At 71.3% G+C, this 21,405-nt stretch carries 21 protein-coding genes and 2 tRNA genes; 10 read left to right on the top strand and 13 right to left on the bottom strand.

The window, feature by feature from the left end; translation table 11 throughout:
• Positions 1-97: 97 nt before the first annotated feature.
• The 5 genes from murB to E4F61_RS07455 form a co-directional block, all read right to left on the bottom strand.
• On the bottom strand, positions 98-1,144 hold the full coding sequence (gene murB, locus E4F61_RS07475) for a UDP-N-acetylmuramate dehydrogenase (RefSeq protein WP_238382840.1): 1,047 nt from the start codon (positions 1,142-1,144) through the stop codon (positions 98-100).
• Positions 1,141-2,202 (bottom strand): quinone-dependent dihydroorotate dehydrogenase, encoded by a 1,062-nt coding sequence (locus tag E4F61_RS07470; RefSeq protein WP_133479049.1) that lies wholly within the window; start codon positions 2,200-2,202, stop codon positions 1,141-1,143. Before E4F61_RS07470 ends, murB begins: the two co-directional genes overlap by 4 nt.
• Positions 2,202-2,516, bottom strand: a complete 315-nt coding sequence (locus E4F61_RS07465) for a DUF4190 domain-containing protein (protein ID WP_133479048.1) — start codon at positions 2,514-2,516, stop codon at positions 2,202-2,204. The genes E4F61_RS07470 and E4F61_RS07465 overlap by 1 nt, the downstream gene beginning before the upstream one ends.
• A 4-nt stretch (positions 2,517-2,520) precedes the next feature.
• Entirely contained in the window at positions 2,521-4,053 is a 1,533-nt protein-coding gene (gene amaB, locus E4F61_RS07460; RefSeq protein ID WP_133479047.1) for an L-piperidine-6-carboxylate dehydrogenase, read from the bottom strand.
• A 91-nt stretch (positions 4,054-4,144) separates the two neighbouring features.
• Positions 4,145-4,221, bottom strand: a tRNA-Arg gene (locus E4F61_RS07455).
• Between the two features lie 112 nt (positions 4,222-4,333).
• Here E4F61_RS07455 and E4F61_RS07450 point away from each other — a divergent pair.
• Positions 4,334-4,409: transfer RNA gene (locus E4F61_RS07450), tRNA-Ala, on the top strand.
• A gap of 74 nt (positions 4,410-4,483) precedes the next feature.
• Here E4F61_RS07450 and rnd read toward each other — a convergent pair.
• Complete coding sequence (rnd, locus tag E4F61_RS07445) at positions 4,484-5,587, bottom strand: ribonuclease D (RefSeq protein ID WP_238382838.1); 1,104 nt, start codon at positions 5,585-5,587, stop codon at positions 4,484-4,486.
• An 83-nt stretch (positions 5,588-5,670) separates the two neighbouring features.
• On the opposite strand from rnd, the gene E4F61_RS07440 reads away from it, so the two are divergent.
• Together E4F61_RS07440 and E4F61_RS07435 are read left to right on the top strand one after the other, a co-directional pair.
• Positions 5,671-7,503, top strand: coding sequence for a formylglycine-generating enzyme family protein (locus E4F61_RS07440; protein WP_133479045.1), 1,833 nt, complete (start codon positions 5,671-5,673; stop codon positions 7,501-7,503).
• 25 nt (positions 7,504-7,528) lie between these two features.
• Positions 7,529-8,455, top strand: a complete 927-nt coding sequence (locus E4F61_RS07435) for a M48 family metallopeptidase (RefSeq protein WP_133479044.1) — start codon at positions 7,529-7,531, stop codon at positions 8,453-8,455.
• Between the two features lie 39 nt (positions 8,456-8,494).
• Here the strand turns inward: E4F61_RS07435 and phaR are convergent, their stop codons facing one another.
• The 3 genes from phaR to gluQRS form a co-directional block, all read right to left on the bottom strand.
• Positions 8,495-8,971, bottom strand: a complete 477-nt coding sequence (gene phaR, locus E4F61_RS07430; protein ID WP_133479043.1) for a polyhydroxyalkanoate synthesis repressor PhaR — start codon at positions 8,969-8,971, stop codon at positions 8,495-8,497.
• Positions 8,972-9,076: 105 nt separating this feature from the next.
• Positions 9,077-9,817 carry an acetoacetyl-CoA reductase gene (gene phbB / locus E4F61_RS07425; protein WP_133479042.1) on the bottom strand — a complete coding sequence of 247 codons (741 nt, stop codon included), beginning with the start codon at positions 9,815-9,817 and terminating at the stop codon, positions 9,077-9,079.
• Positions 9,818-9,873: 56 nt separating this feature from the next.
• A complete protein-coding gene (gene gluQRS, locus E4F61_RS07420; RefSeq protein ID WP_133479041.1) occupies positions 9,874-10,740 on the bottom strand; it encodes a tRNA glutamyl-Q(34) synthetase GluQRS in 867 nt (288 codons plus the stop codon).
• Positions 10,741-10,845: 105 nt separating this feature from the next.
• Between gluQRS and htpX the strand changes: the two genes are divergently transcribed.
• A complete protein-coding gene (htpX, locus tag E4F61_RS07415) occupies positions 10,846-11,739 on the top strand; it encodes a protease HtpX (protein ID WP_133479040.1) in 894 nt (297 codons plus the stop codon).
• Positions 11,740-11,804: 65 nt separating this feature from the next.
• Here htpX and E4F61_RS07410 read toward each other — a convergent pair whose 3' ends face one another.
• Both E4F61_RS07410 and epmB read right to left on the bottom strand, forming a co-directional pair.
• Positions 11,805-13,883 carry a GGDEF/EAL domain-containing response regulator gene (locus E4F61_RS07410; RefSeq protein ID WP_133479039.1) on the bottom strand — a complete coding sequence of 693 codons (2,079 nt, stop codon included), beginning with the start codon at positions 13,881-13,883 and terminating at the stop codon, positions 11,805-11,807.
• A 157-nt stretch (positions 13,884-14,040) separates the two neighbouring features.
• Positions 14,041-15,054, bottom strand: a complete 1,014-nt coding sequence (epmB, locus tag E4F61_RS07405; RefSeq protein WP_133479038.1) for an EF-P beta-lysylation protein EpmB — start codon at positions 15,052-15,054, stop codon at positions 14,041-14,043.
• 99 nt (positions 15,055-15,153) lie between these two features.
• On the opposite strand from epmB, the gene efp reads away from it, so the two are divergent.
• The 6 genes from efp to folE2 all read left to right on the top strand — a co-directional run bounded on the left by efp (position 15,154) and on the right by folE2 (position 20,282).
• Positions 15,154-15,720 (top strand): elongation factor P, encoded by a 567-nt coding sequence (gene efp / locus E4F61_RS07400; RefSeq protein ID WP_133479037.1) that lies wholly within the window; start codon positions 15,154-15,156, stop codon positions 15,718-15,720.
• A gap of 137 nt (positions 15,721-15,857) precedes the next feature.
• Positions 15,858-17,195 carry a TRZ/ATZ family hydrolase gene (locus tag E4F61_RS07395; RefSeq protein ID WP_133479036.1) on the top strand — a complete coding sequence of 446 codons (1,338 nt, stop codon included), beginning with the start codon at positions 15,858-15,860 and terminating at the stop codon, positions 17,193-17,195.
• Positions 17,195-17,908 (top strand): bifunctional 2-polyprenyl-6-hydroxyphenol methylase/3-demethylubiquinol 3-O-methyltransferase UbiG, encoded by a 714-nt coding sequence (ubiG, locus tag E4F61_RS07390; RefSeq protein WP_133479035.1) that lies wholly within the window; start codon positions 17,195-17,197, stop codon positions 17,906-17,908. The genes E4F61_RS07395 and ubiG overlap by 1 nt, the downstream gene beginning before the upstream one ends.
• Positions 17,905-18,573, top strand: coding sequence for a phosphoglycolate phosphatase (gene gph, locus E4F61_RS07385; protein WP_133479034.1), 669 nt, complete (start codon positions 17,905-17,907; stop codon positions 18,571-18,573). Before ubiG ends, gph begins: the two co-directional genes overlap by 4 nt.
• A complete protein-coding gene (locus tag E4F61_RS07380; RefSeq protein ID WP_133479033.1) occupies positions 18,573-19,277 on the top strand; it encodes an isoprenoid biosynthesis enzyme family protein in 705 nt (234 codons plus the stop codon). Before gph ends, E4F61_RS07380 begins: the two co-directional genes overlap by 1 nt.
• 84 nt (positions 19,278-19,361) lie before the next feature.
• Positions 19,362-20,282, top strand: coding sequence for a GTP cyclohydrolase FolE2 (gene folE2, locus E4F61_RS07375; protein ID WP_202908968.1), 921 nt, complete (start codon positions 19,362-19,364; stop codon positions 20,280-20,282).
• 12 nt (positions 20,283-20,294) lie between these two features.
• On the opposite strand, the gene E4F61_RS07370 is transcribed toward folE2, so the two are convergent.
• Positions 20,295-21,161, bottom strand: coding sequence for a M23 family metallopeptidase (locus E4F61_RS07370; protein ID WP_238382842.1), 867 nt, complete (start codon positions 21,159-21,161; stop codon positions 20,295-20,297).
• 34 nt (positions 21,162-21,195) lie between these two features.
• Positions 21,196-21,402: a membrane protein insertion efficiency factor YidD gene (gene yidD / locus E4F61_RS07365; RefSeq protein ID WP_238382841.1), complete on the bottom strand. Its 207-nt coding sequence runs from the start codon at positions 21,400-21,402 to the stop codon at positions 21,196-21,198.
• Between the last annotated feature and the right edge of the window lie 3 nt (positions 21,403-21,405).

Here is a 21,405-nt window from a genome sequence, read left to right as displayed (position 1 = left end):
GGATCGCCCATCGGGGCGATGCGTTCGTGACGCTGGGTCACGGAGTCGGTGGCCGGCGCGATGCAGCGTCGTGGCGATGACCTCGCGGGCGCCGCCGTCACTGCGCCCAGGTCGCGCCGACCAGTCGCGGCTCGGGCTCGAGCGCGACGCCGTGGCGCGCGTGCACGCCAGCGGCCACGTGTCGCGCCACGCGCAGCAGGTCGGCGCCGGTCGCATTGCCGTGGTTGACCAGCACCAGCGCGTGGCCTTCCGACACGCCGGCGTCGCCGTCGCGATAGCCACGGAGGCCGGCGCTGTCGATCAGCCAGGCCGCCGACAGCTTGCGGCGGCCGTCGCCGGCGGCGAATACGGGCAGGCGCGGATTCGCCGCGAGCAGCGCGTCGGCCTGCGCGGCCGGCACGATCGGGTTCTTGAAGAAGCTGCCGGCGTTGCCGATGACCGCCGGGTCGGGCAGCTTGCGGCGACGGATGGCGATCACCGCGTCGGCGACGTCGCGTGCCGACGGCGCATCGATCCCGCGCGCGGCCAACTCGTCGGCGATGCCCGCATACGAAAGGTTGGGCGCGCCGCCGCGACGCAGCGCGAATTCCACGCCCGTCACGACGTAGCGCGACGGTTCGTGCTTGAACAGGCTGTCGCGGTAGGCGAAGTCGCAGGCCTCGCGCGGCAGTCGCACATTGCCGCCGGTGGCCGGCTCGAACGCGTGCACGGCCACGATGCGCTCGCCGATCTCCACCCCGTAGGCGCCGATGTTCTGGATCGGCGAAGCGCCCACGGTGCCCGGGATCAGCGCGAGGTTTTCCAGTCCGGACAGCCCCTCGTCCAGCGTGCGCATCACCAGCGCATGCCATTCGACGCCGGCGTCGGCGTACACCGTCACCACGTCGCCGTCGTCGTCGACCATGCGCACGTCGACGCCCGGTAGGCGCAGCACCGGCTCGGCCGGGGGTGCGACGAACAGCATGTTGCTGCCGCCGCCGAGCACGAGCGGCACGCGGCCGGCGATCGGCTCCGCCGCGAACGCCTGCGGCAGGCGCGCGGCATCGTCGACCTCGACCAGCCACGGCGCGCGCACGGCGACGCCGAACGTATTCAGGCGGCGCAGGTCGGCGTCGCGATGGATGCGCAGGCCCGGCGTGCTCATGCGGGCGGCACGTGCCCGCGGCTCGGCGCTTCCTTGCGACGGCGGATCGCCGCGACGCATTCGCGCACGAGCACCGGGCCGCGGTAGATGAAGCCGGTGTAGCACTGCACGAGGCTTGCGCCGGCCGCCATCTTCGCGACCGCGTCCGCGCCGGACAGGATGCCGCCGACGCCGATGAGCGGGATCGATTCGGGCATGCGCGTGCGCATGCGCCGCAGCACGTAGGTCGCCTGCGGCATCAGCGGCGCGCCGGACAGCCCGCCGGGTTCGTCCGCATGGGGCGAGTCCTCGACGCCTTCGCGCGAGATCGTGGTGTTGGTCGCGACCACGCCGTCGACCTGCAGGTCGGCCAGCACGCGCGCCGCGGCCTCGATGTCATCGTCCGAGAGATCCGGCGCGACCTTCACCAGCATCGGCACGCGCTTGCCGTGCTGCGCGCCGAGGCGCTCCTGCGCCTCGCGCAGCGTGCCGACGAGGCGGCGAAGCGCCTGCTCTTCCTGCAGTTCGCGCAGGCCGGCGGTGTTCGGCGAGGAGATGTTGACGGTGATGTAGTCCGCCAGCGGATACACGCGCTCGAGGCAGTGCAGGTAATCGTCCTGCGCCGACTCGTTCGGCGTGTCCTTGTTCTTGCCGATGTTGATGCCGAGGATGCCGCGACGGTGGCGCACGGCCTCGACGTTGCGCACCAGCGCATCCACGCCCAGGTTGTTGAAGCCGAGCCGGTTGATGATCGCGCGGTGCTTCGCCAGCCGGAACATGCGCGGCTTCGGATTGCCGGCCTGCGGGCGGGGCGTCACTGTGCCCACCTCGACGAAACCGAAGCCGAGGCCGAACAGCGCGTCGATGTGCGCGCCGTTCTTGTCGAGGCCCGCGGCCAGGCCGACCGGGTTCGGGAAGTCGAGCCCGAACACGGACACCGGGAACGGCGATTCCGCCGGCCGCCGCGCGACGAGGTCGAGCGCGCCCATCCGTTCGAGCGCGTCGAGGCCGCGCAGGCCGATGCCATGCGCGGTCTCCGCGTCGAGCGTGAACAGCAGGGGCCGCAGCAGGCCGTACATCAGTGCGCGTGCAGCCCGATCGCGAGCAGCGCTGCCGCGAACCCGCCGAACAGCAGGATCACGAACACGGTGGCGATGATCGCGAATGCCAGGTGCACGTACCCGAGTGCCAGCCCGGCGGTCGCCATGCCGCTTCCACCGACCCGTCCGTGGGCGTCGCGGATTTCGCGCTTCGCCAGGTGGCCGCAGATGATCGCGCCGAGGCTGCCCAGCACGGGCAGCACGACCCAACACGCGATGCCGAAGACCAGGCTCGCGATCGCCAGGGGGCTCGTCGGCAACGTCGACGCGGACGGAGGCGGCAGCGCGTTCATGGCGTCAGAGGTCGAACTTGATGCCCTGCGCCAGCGGCAGTGCGTCGGAGTAGTTGATGGTGTTGGTCTGGCGGCGCATGTAGGCCTTCCACGCATCCGAACCCGACTCGCGACCGCCGCCCGTCTCCTTCTCGCCACCGAACGCACCGCCGATTTCCGCACCGGACGTGCCGATGTTGACGTTGGCGATGCCGCAGTCCGAACCCGCCGCCGACAGGAACTGCTCGGCCGCCTTGAGGTTGGTGGTGAAGATCGACGACGACAGGCCCTGCGGCACGGCGTTCTGCAGCTCGATCGCCTCGTCGAGCGTCGAATACTTCATGACGTAGAGGATCGGCGCGAACGTCTCGGTCTGCACGACTTCGGCATCGTTGGTCAGACCGGTGACCAGCGCCGGCAGCACGAAGTTGCCGGGACGGTCGATCGCGGCGCCGCCGGATACGATCGTGCCGCCCTGCGCCTTCGCGCGTTCGATCGCGTCGAGATAGGCCTGCACGGCATCGCGCGAGTTCAGCGGGCCCATCAGGTTGGCCGGATCGGTCGGATCGCCGATCTTGCCCTCGACCTGCTTGTAGGCGGTCACGAGCTTGGCGAGCACGTCGTCGTAGATCGACTCGTGCACGAACAGGCGGCGCGTGGTCGTGCAGCGCTGGCCCGCGGTGCCGACGGCGCCGAACACGATCGCCGGAATCGCCAGCTTCAGCTCGGCCGATGGGTCGACGATGATCGCGTTGTTGCCGCCGAGCTCCAGCAGGGAGCGGCCCATGCGGCGCGCGACGCGCTCACCCACCATGCGGCCGACCTTCGTCGAGCCGGTGAAGCTGATCAGCGGGATGCGCTTGTCGTCGACGAACGCCTGCGCGAGGTCGGAGCCGGCGTCGTTGAACAGGAAGAAGATGTCGGGGAAGCCGCCGGCGCGCAGCGCCTCGTTGCAGATCTTCATCGACGCGATGGCCGACAGCGGCGTCTTGGGCGAGGGCTTCCAGATCGAGATGTCGCCGCAGACGGCCGCGACGAACGAGTTCCAGGCCCACACCGCGACCGGGAAGTTGAACGCCGAGATGATCCCGACCAGGCCGATCGGATGCCACTGCTCGTACATGCGGTGGCCGGGGCGCTCCGAATGCATCGTCAGGCCGTAGAGCTGGCGCGAGAGGCCGACGGCGAAATCGCCGATGTCGATCATCTCCTGCACCTCGCCGTCGCCTTCCGGCTTCGACTTGCCCATCTCCAGCGCGACCAGCGAGCCGAGCGCGTCCTTGTGCTGGCGCAGCGCCTCGGCGCAGAGGCGGATCGCCTCGCCGCGGCGCGGGGCCGGCGTGGTGCGCCACACCTTGTAGGCGGCCTGCGCGCGCTCGACGATGGTGTCGTAATCCTCCTGCGACGAGGCCTGCACGCGGGCGAGCAGGGCGCCGTCGGTCGGGCTGATCGACTCGAGCACGCCGGCATCGCGCGTGGACGACCACTCGCCTGCGCCGAGGTAGGTGCCGGATTCGAGCTCGGTCAGGCCGAGGGCGGAGAGGACGGGGTGCGGCATCGGTGGCTCCATGGATCGGCCGGACGGCAGCCGCGGCCGATGCCGATGGGGCATCGCAGCGGGCACAGGCGGCGTAGCGGCGTGGGTGGAATGGCAGCCCCGACACGATTCGAACGTGCGACCTTCCCCTTAGGAGGGGGACGCTCTATCCAGCTGAGCTACGGGGCCCCAAGCGGGCGATTTTCGCACGGACGCGGACCGTGCCGTTAATCACGTTCCGGGCCGCTGCCGACCGCTTGGCAGGACGGCCGTCGCCCCGTTACACTGCGCGTCCCACCGTGGGGCCATAGCTCAGCTGGGAGAGCGCGTCGTTCGCAATGACGAGGTCGGGAGTTCGATCCTCCCTGGCTCCACCACGATTCCAGACGGCGCCTTCGGGCGCCGTTTTTTATCCGCCCGATGCGCGCGCCGATGGCGCGTCGACCGCGACTCAGCCCGCCGGCTTCGCCAGCAGCGGCTGCAGCGCCGGCTCGAGCTGTTCGCGGCGCCAGCCTTCCAGTGCATCCGGCCACTCGCCACTGTCCAGCAGCGGCTCGAGCATCCGGCGCGACGCGAGCACGGCGTCGGGCACGCCCAACTCGGCGGCGCGGCGCGAGACCGCGTCCTGTAGCGCTTTCAGGCGGGACTTGTCGCGACGCTCCGCCAGCGCGGCGTCCGGAGCCTCGGCTTCGTCGGGCAATGCGGTCGTCATCGCGGACCAGACGGCATCGACCAGCTTTCGCGGTCCCTTGGGATGGGCGCGGATTGCCTCGCCCACATCGTCGCGGGTGGGGTCTGGCAGTCGCGCGAGCGACGCCGCGAGCTCGTTGTCGAGCACCCAGCCGCGCGGCAGGTCGGCGGTGCGTGCGTGCGCATCGCGCCAGCGCAGCAGGCGGAGCAGGCGGAGCTGCGCGCCGCGATCGAGGAAGCTGGCGGTGCGCATGGACAGGTGCGGCCAGCGCTCGACGGGATCCTCGATCGCCGTCGCGACGGTGCGCGCCATGTCGGCCTCGAACCACGCGCGGCGGTCGAGCGCGTCGAGCTTCGTCGACAGCACGTCGTGCATCTCGAACAGGTGCGCGACGTCCTCGGCGGCGTACGTCAGCTGCGACGGCGACAGCGGGCGTCGCAGCCAGTCCGAGCGCGTTTCGCCCTTCTCGAGTGCGGTGCCGGTGATCTCGGCGACCAGCTTCTGGTAGCCCATGCCGGCGCCCAGCCCCACGAGCGCGGCGGCGGCCTGCGTATCGAACAGTGGCCGCGGCACTTCGCCGCAGGACTGACGGAACGCGACGAGGTCCTCGCTCGGGCTGTGCATGACCTTCAGCACCGAGGTGTTCGCGAGCAGTGGCGCGAGCGCCTCCGTCATGCCGGGAACCAGCGTGTCGACGAGCAGGATGTCGATGCCGCCGTCGTCCAGCGGGAGCGCGATCTGCACGAGCGCTAGCTTCGGCCAGTAAGTGCGTTCGCGGATGAACTCGGTATCCAGGCCGACGCGCGCGGGTCGCGTGGAAAGGCGCGCGCGCAGCGCGTCGGGGCTGTCGATCCAGTGGGCCAAGACGGGTGCCGGGTTTGCGGGAGCGGGCGACAATAGCCTACTTTCCGTGGACCCGGCGGCAGCGGCCGCAGGCAGGAGACGTCTTGCGCACGAAGGCCCCGACGACGCGCGTCCGTGGCATCGCGATCGCCGTCGCGCTGCTGGCGGGCGGCTGCGGACAGGGCCGCGACGCGCCACCGCCGAAGCCGCGCACGGCGCCGACCGTGACCGTCGCGGGCAGCGACGATCGCCTGCCGACGTGGCGCGCACCGCGCATCGAGGTCGACCGCCGCAATGCGTTGACGCTCGCGGCGCAGGCCGACCGCGCGCTGTCGGAGGGCCGCTTCGTCGAAGACGACGGCGCGCTGCCGATCTTCCTCGCCCTTCGCGCGTACGAGCCGATCCGCACGCGCGCCGAGGCCGGCGTGGTGCATTCGATCGACGGCCTCCTGCTGCAGGCCCGCGAGGCGTTGTCGGACATCGATACCGATCCGGGCGCGCTCGACCGCGTGCGGCAGGCCGCCGCCGCGCTGCGCGTCGTCGCGCTCGACCGGCCGGACGTCGAGCGCTTCCTGCAGCAGGTCGATCGCGTCGAGGACGGACAACGCTTCAGCGAACTCGGCGAGGCGGCACTCGCGCGCGGCGACGTGGGCGAGGCGGGCGGGGGCGCGATCGGGTTCTTCCGCCGCGCGCTGGCCCTGCGGGCGACCGACGCCCGCGCGCGCCAGGGCCTCGCGGCGGCCGAGAGCGCGCTGATCCGGCGGGCGGAGGATGCCGCGGCGCGGGAGGAATACGCGGGCGCCGAGCGCTGGCTCGCGTTCGCGGCGGCGGTCAGGCCGGACAACGCGCCGGTGGCGGAGGCGCGGGCGCGCATCGCCTTCGAACGCGCCGCCCGCATCGGCGACCTGCGCGACGCGGGCATCGCCGCGCTCCCGCAGCCCAAGGGCATCGAGATCGCGCGCGGCTACCTCGCGCATATCCTGCGGATCGCGCCCGCGGCGGATCCGACCGCGGCCGAGTTGCGCCGGCGCATCGACTTCGCGGTGCATTACGGCTTGTTCGTACCGGGACAGCGCTTCACCGACGGCCTGCAGGGCGGGGGACGCACGCCGACGATGATCGTCGTGCCGCACGGGGACTTCGTGATGGGAGCGCCCGCCGGCGAACGCGGCGCGACCGACGCGGAGCGGCCGACGCGGCCCCTGCATTTCCAGCGCGGCTTCGCGATGTCGGTGACCGAAGTCACCGTCGGGCAGTTCCGCCGCTTCGTCGAGTCGACCGGTTATCGCCCGCGTTCGACGCGGCGCGGCTACTCCGTCGCCTACGACCTGCGCAGCGGCAACTTCGCGCGGCGCGGCCACGTCGACTGGCGCGACGATTACCTCGGCCGGCCCGCCGCCGACGACCTGCCCGTCATCCACGTCAGCGCGAAGGACGCCAGCGCCTATGCGCAGTGGCTGGCCGACCAGACCGGGCATCGCTACCGCCTGCCCAGCGAGGCCGAGTTCGAGTACGCCTTGCGGGCCGGAGCACGAACCGCGTACCCGTGGGGCACCGGGACGCCACCGCCCGGCGCGGGCAATTTCACCGGCGCCGCCGATCGCTCGCCGACCGGGCGGGGCTGGACGGACGCGTTCCGCGGTTACCTCGACGGCGCGTGGGGGCCGACGCCGGTGGGGCGCTATCGCCCCGGACGATTCGGTCTTCACGACCTCGGCGGCAATGTCAGCGAGTGGGTCGCGGACTGTTGGCATGCCAGCTACCGCCGCGCGCCGCGCGACCAGCGCGCCTGGGTGAATCCGGGCTGCCGGCAGCGCGTGGTGCGCGGCGGTTCATGGGCCAGCGCGCCGGCGCAGACGCGCTCGGCCTTCCGCGCCGGGCTGGACGCCGACACCACGAACGCGCGCATCGGCTTCCGGGTGGTGCGCGACCTCTGACGTCGCAACCTTCAGGAGTGCTCCGATGCGTATCGATCCAATGGGCCAGGGCATGGGCGCGCGACGCCGTGGCTTCGGCCTCGGCTCCATCCGCTGGATCGTGATGATCGGCTTCGCGATCTACGCGGCGGTCTCGTGGATGGGCAGCGCCAAGAAGGATCCGTACACCGGCGAGACGGCGCATTACGGCGCGTCGACCGACGAGGAGGTGCAGCTCGGCGCGCAGGCCTTCGACCAGGTCATCGGCGATGCGCAGGCGCAGAACGCGCTCATGCCGGCTGACGCGCAGGTGAGCCAGCAGATCCGCGGCATCGCGCAGCGCCTGATCCAGCGCGTGCCCGACGTGACGCAGGCACTGGCCGCCGAGCACGGCGCGCCGGCGCCCGAGGACTACCGCAACTTCCAGTGGGACGTCGCCGTGATCCAGTCCGACGACGCGAACGCGTTCTGCCTGCCCGGCGGCAAGATGGCCGTGTACACCGGGCTGCTGCCCGTCGCGCAGAACCAGGATGCGATGGCCATCGTGATGGGCCACGAGATCGCGCATGCGCTTCTGCGCCACGGCTCGCAGCGAATGGCGCAGCAGAAGCTGGTTCAGATGGGCCAGATGGCGGCGGGCGTCGCGCTGGGCGGCATGGACCCAAACCAGCAGCGCGCGGTGATGGGTGCGCTGGGCGCCGGCGCGCAGTACGGCTTCATCCTGCCGTACGGCCGCAATCACGAATCCCAGGCGGATGAGGTAGGGCTGATGCTCGCGGCGGCGGCCTGCTTCAATCCGCACGAGGCCGTGCCGCTGTGGCAGCGCATGTCGCAGATCGGCGGGGGGCAGCGTCCGCCGGAATTCGCGTCGACGCACCCGGACCCGGAAAACCGCATGGCCCGCCTGCAGCAGCTCATGCCGCGCGCGGAAGCGTTCTACCAGAAGTACTGCGGGACGGCACCGCGCCAGTAAGGCGGTGCAGGGGCGCCCGCGGCGCGATGCCGCAGGCGCTTATTTCTGTGCCTCACCCTTGCGTGCGGTCGGCGTGCCCATGCTGCCGGCGAGGTTCTGCTGGAAGTCCTTCCACATCTGCAGGTTGCGCTCGGTGAGCTGGTTCATCAGCGTCCACGGCGTCTGGCCGAGCAACCCGCCCATCTGCGCGCGGAACTGCTGCTGCTGGTCGAGGAAGACCTGCATCGACTTCTCGAGGTAGGTGCCCATGAAGCCCTGCATCGAATCGCCGTAGAAGCGGATGATCTGGCTGAGCAGCTGCGTGGAGAGCATGGGCTCGCCGTCCTGTTCGTGCTCGGCAATGATCTGCAGCAGCACCTGCCGGGTGAGATCGTCACCGGAGCGCGCATCGCGCACTTCGAACTCCTCGCCATCGACGATCAGTTGGCGCACGTCCTCGATGGTGATGTAGCTCGAGATTTCCGTGTCGTAGAGCCGGCGGTTCGGGTACTTCTTGATGACGCGCGGAGAAGCCATCTGCAAGGACCGGAAGCGGGATGCGTCGAGAATGACGCAGTGCGCAACGCCACGCAACCTCGCGCCGCGAGCGGCCAGCCCCGTGGCTGACCGCTTCAGCGCGGGTTACCAACCCATGTACTGGCCGCCGTTGGCCGACAGGTTGGCGCCGGTGATCCAGCCGGCGTCGTCCGGGATGAAGAACGCCACCGCGTAGGCGATCTCCTCGGGCTTGCCGAGCCGGCCCGTCGGGATCTGCTGGATGATCTTGCCGCGGACTTCCTCGGGCACGGCCATCACCATGTCGGTGGCGATGTAGCCGGGCGACACCGTGTTCACCGTGATGCCGAACTTCGCGTTTTCCTGCGCCAGCGAGATCGTGAACCCGTGCATGCCGGCCTTCGATGCCGCGTAGTTCGCCTGGCCGTACTGGCCCTTCTGGCCGTTGATCGAGCTGATCTGGATGATGCGGCCCCACTTGCGCTCGCGCATGCCCTCGATCACCGGGCGCGTCACGTTGAACACCGAGCCCAGGTTCGTCGCGATCACGTCGTTCCACTGCTGCGCGGTCATGCGGTGGAACGGCGTGTCGCGCGTGATGCCGGCGTTGTTGACGAGCACGTCGACCGGCCCGAGCGCCTGCTCGATGTCGCGCACCATCGCTTCGCACTGCGCGGGATCGGCGACGTCCGCCCGCGACAGGTGCACCTCGATGCCGCGGTCGCGCATCGACTGCTGCCAGGCGCGCGCGCGGCCTTCGTCGCGATAGTTGGTGGCGACGCGAAGGCCCATCCCGGCCAGCCGCTCGATGATCGACGTACCGATGCCACCCGTTCCGCCCGTGACCAGTGCTACGCGGCTCTGCATGTGTTCCTCCCTGCCGGCGCGACCTGCGCCCGTGGCGGGATTCTAGGCACGAAGCCCTAGTCGCAGGTGGGAATGCGGGCCGGATCGAACGCCGCCAGCGCCAGCGCGAGCCAGTCGGCGGGTTCGTGCAGGCCCGCGTCCGGCAGCGGCGACTGCCCCAGCGCGGCCCAGGCGCGTCGCATCGCGGGCAGGGGGGCGGCCGGGTCGAACGGATGCGCGGCATCGGACTTCGAGAGCTTGCGGCCGCCGGCATCCGTCACCAGGGGCAGGTGCGCGTAGCCGGGCGTGGGCAGGCCCAGCGCGTGCTGCAGCAGGATCTGCCGCGGCGTGGAATCGAGCAGGTCGGCGCCGCGGACGACGTGTCCGATGCCCTGCGCCGCATCGTCGACGACCACGGCCAGCTGGTAGGCCCACAGGCCGTCCGCACGGAACAGCACGAAGTCGCCGACCTCGGCGTCGACGTCCTGCACCTGCGGGCCGCGGACGTCGTCGACGAAACGGATGCGGGTCCCGTCCGCGACCCGCAATCGGATCGCCGGCATGCGATCGGGGTCCGGGGCGCGCACGCAGGCGCGGTGGATGCCGCCGGTCGCGGCGAGGTCGCTGCGGCTGCACCAGCACGGAAACGCGAGGCCACGGTCGGCCAGGTCCTCCAGCGCGGCGCGGTACAGCTGTTCGCGCTCGCTCTGCCGTTGCACCGGCTCGTCCGGCTGCAGCCCGCAAGCGCGCAGGGCGGCGAGCTGGCGGACCGCCGCGCCGGCGACCTCGCGCGGCCGATCGACGTCCTCGATGCGCACGAGCCAGCGGCCCGCGGCGCGTCGCGCGAACAGCCAGCTGCCGAGCGCGGCCAGCAAGGATCCGGCGTGCAGGTCGCCGGTCGGGGACGGCGCGAAGCGCCCGCGATAGCCGGTCGGCACTGTCACCGCGCTGAAGCCGTGCTGCACGTGCGGGCGAGCGGCGCTTGAAAAGCGGCCGTCCGCGCGCCACGTTGCAGTGGACGCAGCACGCCCCTCCGGACGATCGACGCCATGCTCAAGCGAATCACCCTGTTCCTCGCCACCAACCTCGCCGTGCTGGTGCTGCTCAGCATCGTCATGCGGCTGCTGGGCGTGGACCCGCAGACCAGCGGAGGCCTCCTCGTGATGGCGACGCTGTTCGGCTTCGGCGGCTCGTTCATTTCGCTGATGATGTCGAAATGGGTGGCCAAGCGCAGCACCGGCGCGCAGGTGATCGACCAGCCGCGCAACGAGTCCGAGCGCTGGCTGCTCGACACCGTGCGCCGCCAGTCCGAGGCGGCGGGCATCGCAATGCCGGAAGTGGCCGTCTACGACGCGCCCGAAATCAACGCCTTCGCGACCGGGCCGAGCCGCAACGACGCGCTGGTCGCGGTGTCCACCGGCCTGCTGCGCAACATGGATCGCGACGAGGCGGAAGCCGTCCTCGGCCACGAGGTCAGCCACGTCGCCAACGGCGACATGGTCACGATGATGCTCGTGCAGGGCGTGCTGAATACGTTCGTGATCGTGCTCGCGCGCGTGGTCGGCCGGATGATCGACGGCTACCTCGGCGGCGGCGACCGTCGCGGCGGCTTCGGCTACTTCGCCACGGTCATGGTGCTCGATCTGGTGTTCGGTCTGTTCGCGAGCGTGATCGCGATGTGGTTCTCGCGCCATCGCGAGTTCCGTGCCGATGCCGGCGGCGCGCGCCTGGCCGGTCGCGAGAAGATGATCTCGGCGCTGGAAAAGCTGTCGCGCACCTACGGCGAGACGACGCTGCCCAAGCAGGTGCAGGCGTTCGGCATCAGCGGCGGCGTCGCGCACGGGTTGCGCAGCCTGTTCATGACGCATCCGCCGCTGGCCGAGCGCATCGAGGCGCTGCGGCGGATGCCGACGGAAGCGCCGTCGGTGCGCGTGGTCAGCTGAGTCGGTCTCGAAACGAAAGAAAGCCCGCCTGACGGCGGGCTTTTTCGTTGGGCCGTCGGCGTGGCTCAGCCGAAGTCGTAGTCCATCGCCGTGCTCACGCCGGCGAGGAAGAAGCCCTGCGCGTAGTCGACGCCGGCGCCGAACAGCACGGTCATGCTCTGCGCGTCGCGCACGTGCTCGGCGATGGTGCGCTTGCCGAGCGCGCGCGCCTTGTCGGTGATTTCGCGCAGGCGCTGCTGGTGCTCGGTGCTGGTGCCCAGGCTCTCCATGAAGGTGCGGTCGATCTTCAGGAAATCGGCCTCGAAGTGGGCGAGCAGCTGGAACGAGTTGAGGCCGGCGCCGAAGTGCTCCAGCCCGACGCGCACGCCCGAGCGTGCGGCGCGCGCCTGGAACTCCTGTGCCGCGCGCAGGTTGGTGAACACCTTCGACTCGGGCAACTGCACGACCAGCAGGCTGCCATCGGCGCCGTGGCGGGTGATCTGCTCCTCGATGTGCTTGAGCAGGCTGTCGTCCTGCAGCGAGCTCTCGGTGATCTTCACCAGCAGCGTCGTGCGCTTTCCGGCGCGCATGCGCTCGCCGATGACCTCGAGCGCGCGGCCGACGACCCAGCGGTCGATCTCCCACAGCAGGCCGTTCTCCTCGGCGATCTGCAGGAAGGCGAGGGGAGCGACGAGCTCGCCCTGGTCGCCCTTCATGCGCAGGTAGGCCTCGTAGATCTCGCCCGGCTCGCCATGCAGGCTCACGAGCGGCTGGTAGGCCATCGTGAAGCGGTCGGAATCGAGGGCATCGCGGATGCGGTCGACCCAAGCCTGCACGCGCTCTTCCTCGGCGCGGTCGGCCGCGCCCGGGTCGAACAGCTCGACGCGGTTGCCGCCCATGCCGACGCAGGACTGCACGCCCTGGGTCGCGCGCGCGAGCACCGCGGTGACGCTCGCGATCTTCTCGCCGACCTGCACGCCGCCGATGCTCAGGGTCGCGTTGAGCGAGCGGTTGCCGACCTCGACCACGTGCTCGGCGAACGCCGTGCGCACCTGTTCGGCCAGCTGCTGCGTGACCTCGTGCGTGGCGCCCCGGGCGAGCGCGGCGAACTGGTGCTCGCCGAAGCGGGCCAGCACGACGTCCTCCGGCACGCTCTCGCGCAACCGGCGGGCGCAGGCGGCGACGAGGTCGTCCGCGGCGTCCAGCCCGATGTCCTGCAGCAGCTTGGCGTAATAGTCCGGCTCGATCAGCAGGAAGCCGCTGTGCGTCGAGTTCTGCGCCGCGTCCGCCACCGCGTCCTCCAGCGCACGCAGGAACGTGGGGCGGTTGAGCAGGCCCGTGGCCTGGTCGCGCTGGCGCAGCTCCTCGACTTCCCGCGCGAGGTCGGGGTCGAGTTCCTGCCGCCGCAGCACGAGTTGCAGGCAGTGTTCGCCCTCGTACATCGCGGGCGTGAATTCCATCACCGCCGGGACCTGGTTCCCGTCCAGCGTGCGCGCCTCGACTTCCACGCGCGGCGGCGGCGCCTCGCCCTTGGACAGCTTCTTCAGCAGCGCCTTGAAGGGCTCGACGTGCGACGGCGCGATCATGTCGAGGATCGACATGCCCTCGACCTCGTCGAACGACTCGTAGCCGAACATCTCGAGGTAGGCCGAATTGGCCCGGATGTGCATGCCCTCGTGGATGTAGGCGATCGGGTCGCGCGAGGACTCGATCAGCGCGTCGCAGCGGCGCTCGGTCTCGCGGACCTGGAACTCGAGCTTGCGCAGCGCGCGGCGCGCCTCGAGGTCGGCCCACTCGGTGCGCACGGTATTGACGATGTGGTCGTTGCGGTGCCGCAGCAGCACGCCGCGGGCGCCGACGGACAGCGCGTCGAGCAGGCCCGCCTCGTCGATCGTATCGACCAGCAGGAGCACCGGGAGATCCTTGCCGCTCGTCGCGACGTGCTGCAGGACCAGCGAGGCCGGGACGAGCGCGGCGTCGCGCCCGACCAGCGCCAGGTCGGGCGACTGCTGGGTGATCTGGTGGACCAGCTCGTCGGCGTTCTCCGGCCGCGAGGGGCGGACCGCGATGCCGGCGTTGCGGAGCGTGCTGACGACGGCCTCGGCCGCCTCGACGGTGTCATCGACGATGAGGAGTCGTAGGGCTGCGTCTTTGCCGAACTGCATTCGCATCTCCTGGCGATCGGTCCTTTATGACATGCCGGGCCCGGCCGCGTCATCCCCGAACGGTCGATCCCGGCGGACGAATGGCGACGTCCATCCCGGTCCGCAGGGGTAGCGATCGGACCCTTACCCGTCCTGATCGGCCGCGGGGCCGGATGCTTCAGAGCGGGCGCTTGCCGGGGTCGCCCGCGACCTCGCGCACCAGCCGCGGCACGAGGTAGCCCGACAGGCGCGCGGCCAGCGCGCGATGGAGTTCGCGGGCCGTGGCGTCGTCGACCTCGAAATGCGCGGCGCCCTGCACGCGGTCGAGCTGGTGCAGGTAGTAGGGCAGCACGCCGGCCGCGAAGCCGCGCTCGGACAGCGCGGCGAGCGCGTCGACCGAGTCGTTGACGCCCCGCAGCAGCACCGCCTGGTTGAGCAGGGTCGCGCCGGCCGCGCGAAGGCGGGCGAGGGCCGCGTCCACGGTGTCGTCGAACTCGTTGGCATGGTTCGCGTGCAGGACCACCGTCACCGGCCAGGGCAGGGCGCGCAGCCACGCGACGAGCGCCTCGTCCACGCGCTCGGGCAGCACGACCGGCAGGCGCGTGTGCACCCGGAGGCGGCGCAGGTGCGGCACGCCGGCAAGCGCGTCGGTGAGCTCGGCCAGTTTCGGGGTGGACAGCGACCACGGGTCGCCACCGGACAGGATGACCTCGTCGATCGACGGGTCGGCGGCGATGAGGCCGACGGCCTCGCGCCAGCCCGCAGCCGCGGCCGTCTCCTCGCCGTAGGGGAAGTGGCGACGGAAGCAGTACCGGCAATTGACGGCGCAGCTGCCCGTGGCGACAAGCAGCGCCCGGCCCCGGTACTTGCGGATCACGCCCTGCCCGGCGCGGGCCAGCGTGTCCCCCACCGCATCGAGCGCGAACCCGGGCGTGGGCTGCATCTCGGCGTCCAGCGGGAGGACCTGGCGGAGCAGCGGGTCGCCCGGATCGCCCGCCCGCATGCGCGCCACGAAGCCGCGCGGCACGCGCAGGGCGAACTGCGCGGCGGCGGCGTCCGACATCCCGCTCGCCGCCGCGTCCAGTCCCAGCATCGCCAGCAACTCGCGGGGATCGCGCACCGCGTCGCGCCAGAGCTGTTGCCAGCGCGGGGCCGGCGTGGCGTGCGGCGGGGTGAGGGCAGCGGGTATCATTGCGGGCTGATCCGAATCGATTCGCGGCCCGTCCGGGCGGCATCGTCCCATTCTAGCCGCGCGCCCCGCGCCGGCCCGACCATCTGCAGGAGTGTTTCCATGGCCAGCCTGGGCATGAACGACGTCAAGACCGGACAGAAGATCCTGGTCAACAACGATCCGTGCGTCATCACCGAGACCGAGTACGTCAAGCCGGGCAAGGGCCAGGCCTTTACGCGCATCAAGTACCGCAACATCAAGTCCGGCCGCGTGGTCGAGCTGACGATGAAGGCGACGGACAACCTCGAAGTGGCCGACGTGGTCGACACCGACATGCAGTACCTCTACGCCGACGGCGAGTACTGGCACTTCATGAACCCCGAGACCTTCGAGCAGGTCCAGTCCGACAAGGCGGGCATGGCCGGCGCCGAGAAGTGGCTGAAGGGCGAGGAGGAGTGCGTGGTGACGCTGTGGAACGGCACGCCGATCTCGGTGCAGCCGCCGAACTTCGTCGAGCTCAAGATCGTCGAGACCGATCCGGGCGTGCGCGGCGACACCTCGGGTGGCGGCGGCAAGCCGGCGACGCTGGAAACCGGTGCGGTCGTGCGCGTCCCGCTGTTCGTGAACCAGGACGAAGTGATCAAGGTCGACACGCGCTCGGGCGACTACGTCAGCCGCGTGAAGTGAGTCATCGCACCGGCCGCACGACGGCCGGCGCCATGCCGAAGCCCGCGGACCTCCGCGGGCTTCTGCGTATCGGGCCGATGTCGCGCGGGTAACGCCGGCGCGGCTAGGCTTCCGCATGGGAAAGACGGGGTGGACGGATGGGCGAGTCGAACGAAGGCTGTGACGTGCTGATCGAGGCCGGCTGGGTCGTGCCGGTGGTGCCGCATGGCGCGGTGCTGGAGGACCACTCGGTGGCGGTGCAGGGCGACCGGATCGTTGCGATCGGCCCGCGCGCGGAGATGCGCGCGCGCTTCGTCGCGGGCCAGACGATCGAGCGCCACGGCTCGGCGCTCATTCCCGGCCTCGTCAATTCGCATACGCACAATCCGATGACGCTGCTGCGCGGCATCGCCGACGACCTGCCGCTGATGGACTGGCTGCAGGGCCACATCTGGCCGGTCGAGGGCGCGGTGATCGGGCCGGAGTTCGTGCGCGACGGCGTCACGCTCGCGATCGCGGAGATGCTTCGCGGCGGCACCACCTGCGCCAACGAGAACTACTTCTTTCCGGACGTGCAGGCCGAGACCTACGCGCGGCACGGTTTCCGCGCGCTGGTGGGGCTGCCGGTGATCGATTTCCCGACCGCATGGGCGAAGACCTCCGACGAGTACTTCGCCAAGGCCGGCGACGTGCACGATGCCTGGCGCGGCCACGCGCTCGTCGGCACCGCGATGGCGCCGCATGCGCCGTACACCGTCAGCGATGCGAACTTCGAGCGCGTCCGCGACTTCGCCCGCGAGCGCGACGTCCGCGTGCACCTGCACCTGCACGAGACGGCCCAGGAAGTCGCCGACGCCGTCGCCCAGACCGGGATGCGGCCGATCGCACGGCTCGACCGGCTCGGGCTGGTCGACGACCGCCTGATCGCCGTGCACATGACCCAGCTGACCGACGAGGAGATCGCGCTCTGCGCCGAGCGCGGCGTGTGCGTGGCGCACTGCCCCGAATCGAACCTCAAGCTCGCCTCGGGCTTCTGCCCGGTCTGCAAGCTCCAGCACGCGGGCGTCACCTTCGGCATCGGTACCGACGGCTGCGCCAGCAACAACGACCTCGACATGGTCGGCGAGACCCGCACGGCCGCGCTGCTGGCGAAGGCGGTGGCGAACGATGCCTCCGCCCTCGATGCCGCCAGCGCGCTGCGCGCGGCAACGCTGGGCGGCGCGATCACGCTCGGCCTCGGCGACCGCATCGGCTCGATCGAGCCGGGCAAGCAGGCGGACCTCGCCTGCATCGACCTGGACGGGCTCGAGAGCCAGCCGCTGCACCACGTGATTTCGCAGCTGGTCTATGCGACCGGGCGGCACCAGGTCACCGACGTCTGGATCGCCGGCCGCGCGAAGCTGCGCGAGCACGTGCTGGTCGACATGGACCTCGACTCGATCATCGCCAACGCCCGCCAGTGGCGCCGCCGCATCGCCGACATCAGGACCTCGTAATGACGACCCAGGCCGCGGGCAATTTCCGCCAGTCCGAACTCGACCGCTTCGGCGCGCTCGCCGCGCGCTGGTGGGATCCGCACGGCCCGCAGAAGCCGCTGCACGCGCTGAACCCCGTGCGCCTTCGCTACGTCGCCGAGCGGACGCCGCTCGCCGGCTCGAAGGTGCTGGACGTCGGCTGCGGCGCCGGCCTTCTGAGCGAGGCGATGGCGCTTGCGGGCGCCGAGGTGACAGCGCTCGATCTCGCGCCCGAACTCGTCAAGGTCGCGCGCCTGCACGCGATGGAAAGCGGTGCGACGGTCGACTATCGCGTGCAGCCCGTGGAGGAGGTCGCCGCGGCCATGCCCGCGGCGTTCGACGCGGTGACGTGCATGGAAATGATCGAGCACGTGCCCGATCCGCAGGCCGTGATCCGCGCCTGCGCCGACGCGCTCAAGCCCGGCGGCCGGCTGTTCGTGTCGACCATCAACCGGACGCCGGCCGCGTTCGCGCTCGCGATCGTCGGGGCCGAGTACGTCGCGCGCCTGCTGCCCAAAGGCACGCACCAGTACCGCGATTTCGTGCGTCCGCACGAGCTGGCCGCGTGGCTTCGCGCGGCGGACCTCGAGCTGGAGGACGTCAGCGGCCTGTCCTACATGCCGTTGACGAATTCGGCGCGGCTGTCCCGCCGTGCCGACGTCAACTACATCGTCAGCGCGCGCAAGCCGGCATGAACAGGGTGTTCCCGAAGGCCGTGCTGTTCGACCTGGACGGCACGCTGCTCGACAGCGCGCCGGACATGCTCGCCGCGGTCAATGCGATGCGCGCGGCCCGCGACATCGAGCCGATGACGCTCGAGGCCCTGCGACCGCACGTATCCAAGGGCGCGCGCGCGATGGTCGGCGCCGCGTTTCCGGGCATCGACGCCGCGACGCGCGACGCGTGGATTCCCGAATTCCTCGAGCATTACCGCCGTGAGCTCGGCCGGCATGGCCTGCCGTTCGACGGCATCGAAGAGGTGCTGTCGGCCATCGAGGCCGCCGGCTCGCGCTGGGGCATCGTCACCAACAAGCCCGAGGCGCTCGCGGTCGCGCTGATGCCGCTGCTGGGCTGGGAGACGCGCTGCGACGTGCTGATCGGCGGCGACTCGCTGCCGGCGCGCAAGCCCGATCCGCTGCCGTTGCAGGTCGCTGCCGAACGCATGGGCGTGATGGAAGCCGATTGCGTCTACGTCGGCGACGACGAGCGCGACATCGTCGCCGCGCGCGCGGCCGGCATGCGTTCCGTGGTCGCGCTCTGGGGCTACCGGCTCGACGGCGACGATCCGATGAGCTGGCAGGGCGACGTGATGCTCGATGAGCCGCGCGACATGCTCGACCCCGCGCGCTGGGTGGGCTGATGCACGACCCGACCGCGGACGGCGCCGACGTCGAGGCCTTCGTCGCCAAGTGGCGTGGCGCCTGGCCCGAATGGGCGATGGTCGAGAACTTCCTGCCGGCCGCACGGCGCCCGCTCGTCGATGCGTGGCAGGCACTGCAGTTCGAGTGGCAGGAAGCGGCCTGGGGCGGCGCGGACGCGCGTCCGGGCGAGGCGAAGCTCGCCTGGTGGATCGAGGAGCTGGACGGCTGGGCGAAGGGCCGTCGCCGGCATCCGCTGGGCGCGGTGCTGCTGCGCGGCGCAGCGCCTTGGCGTGAGGTCGCGGTCGCACTGCCTGCGCTGCTCGCCACCCGCGAGCGGCCGCTGTCGCCGGATAGCGCGTGGAGCGCGCTGGACCCGGTTGCCGGGGCGGTCGCTCAGGTGGATGCCGCGTTGTTCGGCGGACAGGCCGATGCGGCCGCGGTGACGGCCTGCTGGCTGCACGCGCGGCTCGCCCGGCATCCGGAGAACGCACTGCCGCCGTCCGCCGGCGGCGAGGACGCAGCGCAGGCACGTCGACTCGCGGCGACGGCGCTGCTCGCCCGCTGGCCGCGAACGCGCGGTGTCGGCGCGCCCCGGGGCATCGCCCTGGCGCTCGCGCGCCGTCGGCTCGTCCGCGGCGACGCGGCGGCGCCGCTGACGCCCTGGTCCGCGCTCTGGGCGGGCTGGCGCGGCGCGCGCGGCTGATCGCGTACGCAGCGTTGCGCCCGCGGGCCGGGCGCGTCGGACCGCGCCGGTAGAATGCGCGATTCCGCCGACACCGCATCCGCCATGAATCCGATCCGCCCCATGCCCGACGTCGCGCTCGATCGCGCCGCGTCGGCGCGCACGCTCGACCGGGTCGGCATGGCCGGGATCGCGTTGCCGGTGCGTACGCGTTCGGCGACGGGCGAGGCGATGCAGGTGCCCGCGCGCGTCGACGTGCACGTCGACCTGCGCGACCCGCATGCGCGCGGCATCCACATGTCGCGGCTGTACCTGCGCCTGCAGCATGCGTTCGCGGCCGAGGAGATGACGCCCGCGGGACTCGCGCGGGTACTGGAAGCGCTGGTCGAGACGCAGGCCGGCCTGGCCGGTACCGGGCAGCTCGTGATCCGGTTCGACCACCTGCTGCTGCGGCCGGCGCTGGCCAGCGCCAACGCGGGATGGAAGGCGTATCCGGTCGAAGTCGATGCGCAGCTCGCCGACGGCGAACTGATGCTTTCGCTCGGCGTGGCGGTCGACTATTCGTCCACCTGTCCCGCCTCCGCCGCGCTCTCGCGGCAGATGGCCAGCGAGGCATTCGCGCGCCAGTTCGGCGCGGACGGCGACATCCCGGCCGCGGCCGCGCGCGACTGGCTTCATTCCGAAGCGGGGCTGGTCGCTACGCCGCATGCGCAGCGCAGTCGCGCCGAGGTGCGCGTCCGCCTCGCGGACGGCCTCACGGCCTTGCCGATCGCCGACCTGATCGATCGCGTCGAACTCGCGCTCGGCACGCCGGTGCAAACGGCGGTCAAGCGTGAGGACGAGCAGGCGTTCGCGGCGCTTAACGCGCGCAACCTGATGTTCTGCGAGGACGCCGCGCGACGCGTGGCGCACGCGCTGTCCATGGACCCGCACGTGCGCCGGTTCGAAGCGCGCGTCGCGCATTTCGAGAGCCTGCACGCGCACGACGCGGTGGCGTCCGTCGCGGGCGAGGGTGGCGCGCCCTGAGCGTCCACCGCCTCAGCGGGGCGGGGTCTCCAGTACCAGCAGCGGGTCGATCCGCACGTCGAACCAGTTCATGCCCCAGTGCAGGTGGGGCCCGGTCGCGCGCCCGGTCGCGCCGACCGCGCCGATGACCTGCCCCTGCTCGACGCGATCGCCGACGCGCACGTCGATCCGCGAGAGATGCAGGAAGTTCGAACTGACGCCGCGGCCGTGGTCGAGCAGCACCGTGCCGCCGGTCAGGTAGAGATCCGGGTCCGCGAAGGTGATCACGCCCGCCGCCGGTGCATGTACAGGCGTACCGCGTGCGGCGGCGATGTCCATGCCCGAATGCGGCGCGCCGGCGCTGCCGTTGTACACGCGCTGGTTGCCGAACCGGCCGCTGATGCGGCCCTGGACGGGCCACACGAATCGCGCGAGGAAATCCTCGCGCGGATCGTCGCGGCGACGCGCATCCGTCACGCGCGCCTGCTCCGCGGCGATGCGCGCCGCGATCGCCGGCGGCGGAGTCACGGTGGCGGGCGGGACGCCGTCGATGCGCTCGATCGGCCAGGCGCGCGGGGTCACCGTGATTTCGAGCGAGTCCTGCGTACCACCGGCCGATGTGAGCTGCAACGGCAGGCGCCCCTGCGCATCGCGCGCGACACCGAACACGAAGCGCCCGTCCGGCGCGACGCCGAGCTCTCGCCCGGCGAACTCAACACGCGTGCCGGGCGCGACGCGGCCGATGACCAACGCGCCCTGCGAAGCGGTGCGCGGCACGTCGATCGCCGGTCGCGCGCGCTCCGCGGCGACCCCTGCGGATGCGGGCGGTGCAGGCGATCGCGTTCCGGCGCAGCCGGGCAGTGCGATCGCGGCGACCAGGGCAACGAGGGCGGAGCGCAGCGCTTTCATGGCCGGCATGATCGCGCGATGCAGGTCAACGCGGTGGCACCGGGTCGTGGCCGCCCGGATGGAATGGGTGGCAGCGCAGCACGCGCCGCGTCGCCAGCCAACCGCCGCGTACTGCACCGAAGCGTTCGATGGCCTGCATGGCGTAAACCGAGCACGACGGGTGGAACCGGCAACGCGGGCCGAGCAATGGACTGATCCAGCGCTTGTAGCCGCGAAGTGCGGCGATCAGCATGCG

Source organism: Cognatilysobacter segetis, from assembly GCF_004359965.1.
Lineage (GTDB): Bacteria > Pseudomonadota > Gammaproteobacteria > Xanthomonadales > Xanthomonadaceae > Cognatilysobacter > Cognatilysobacter segetis.
This window is presented reverse-complemented; position numbering and strand designations above follow the sequence as displayed.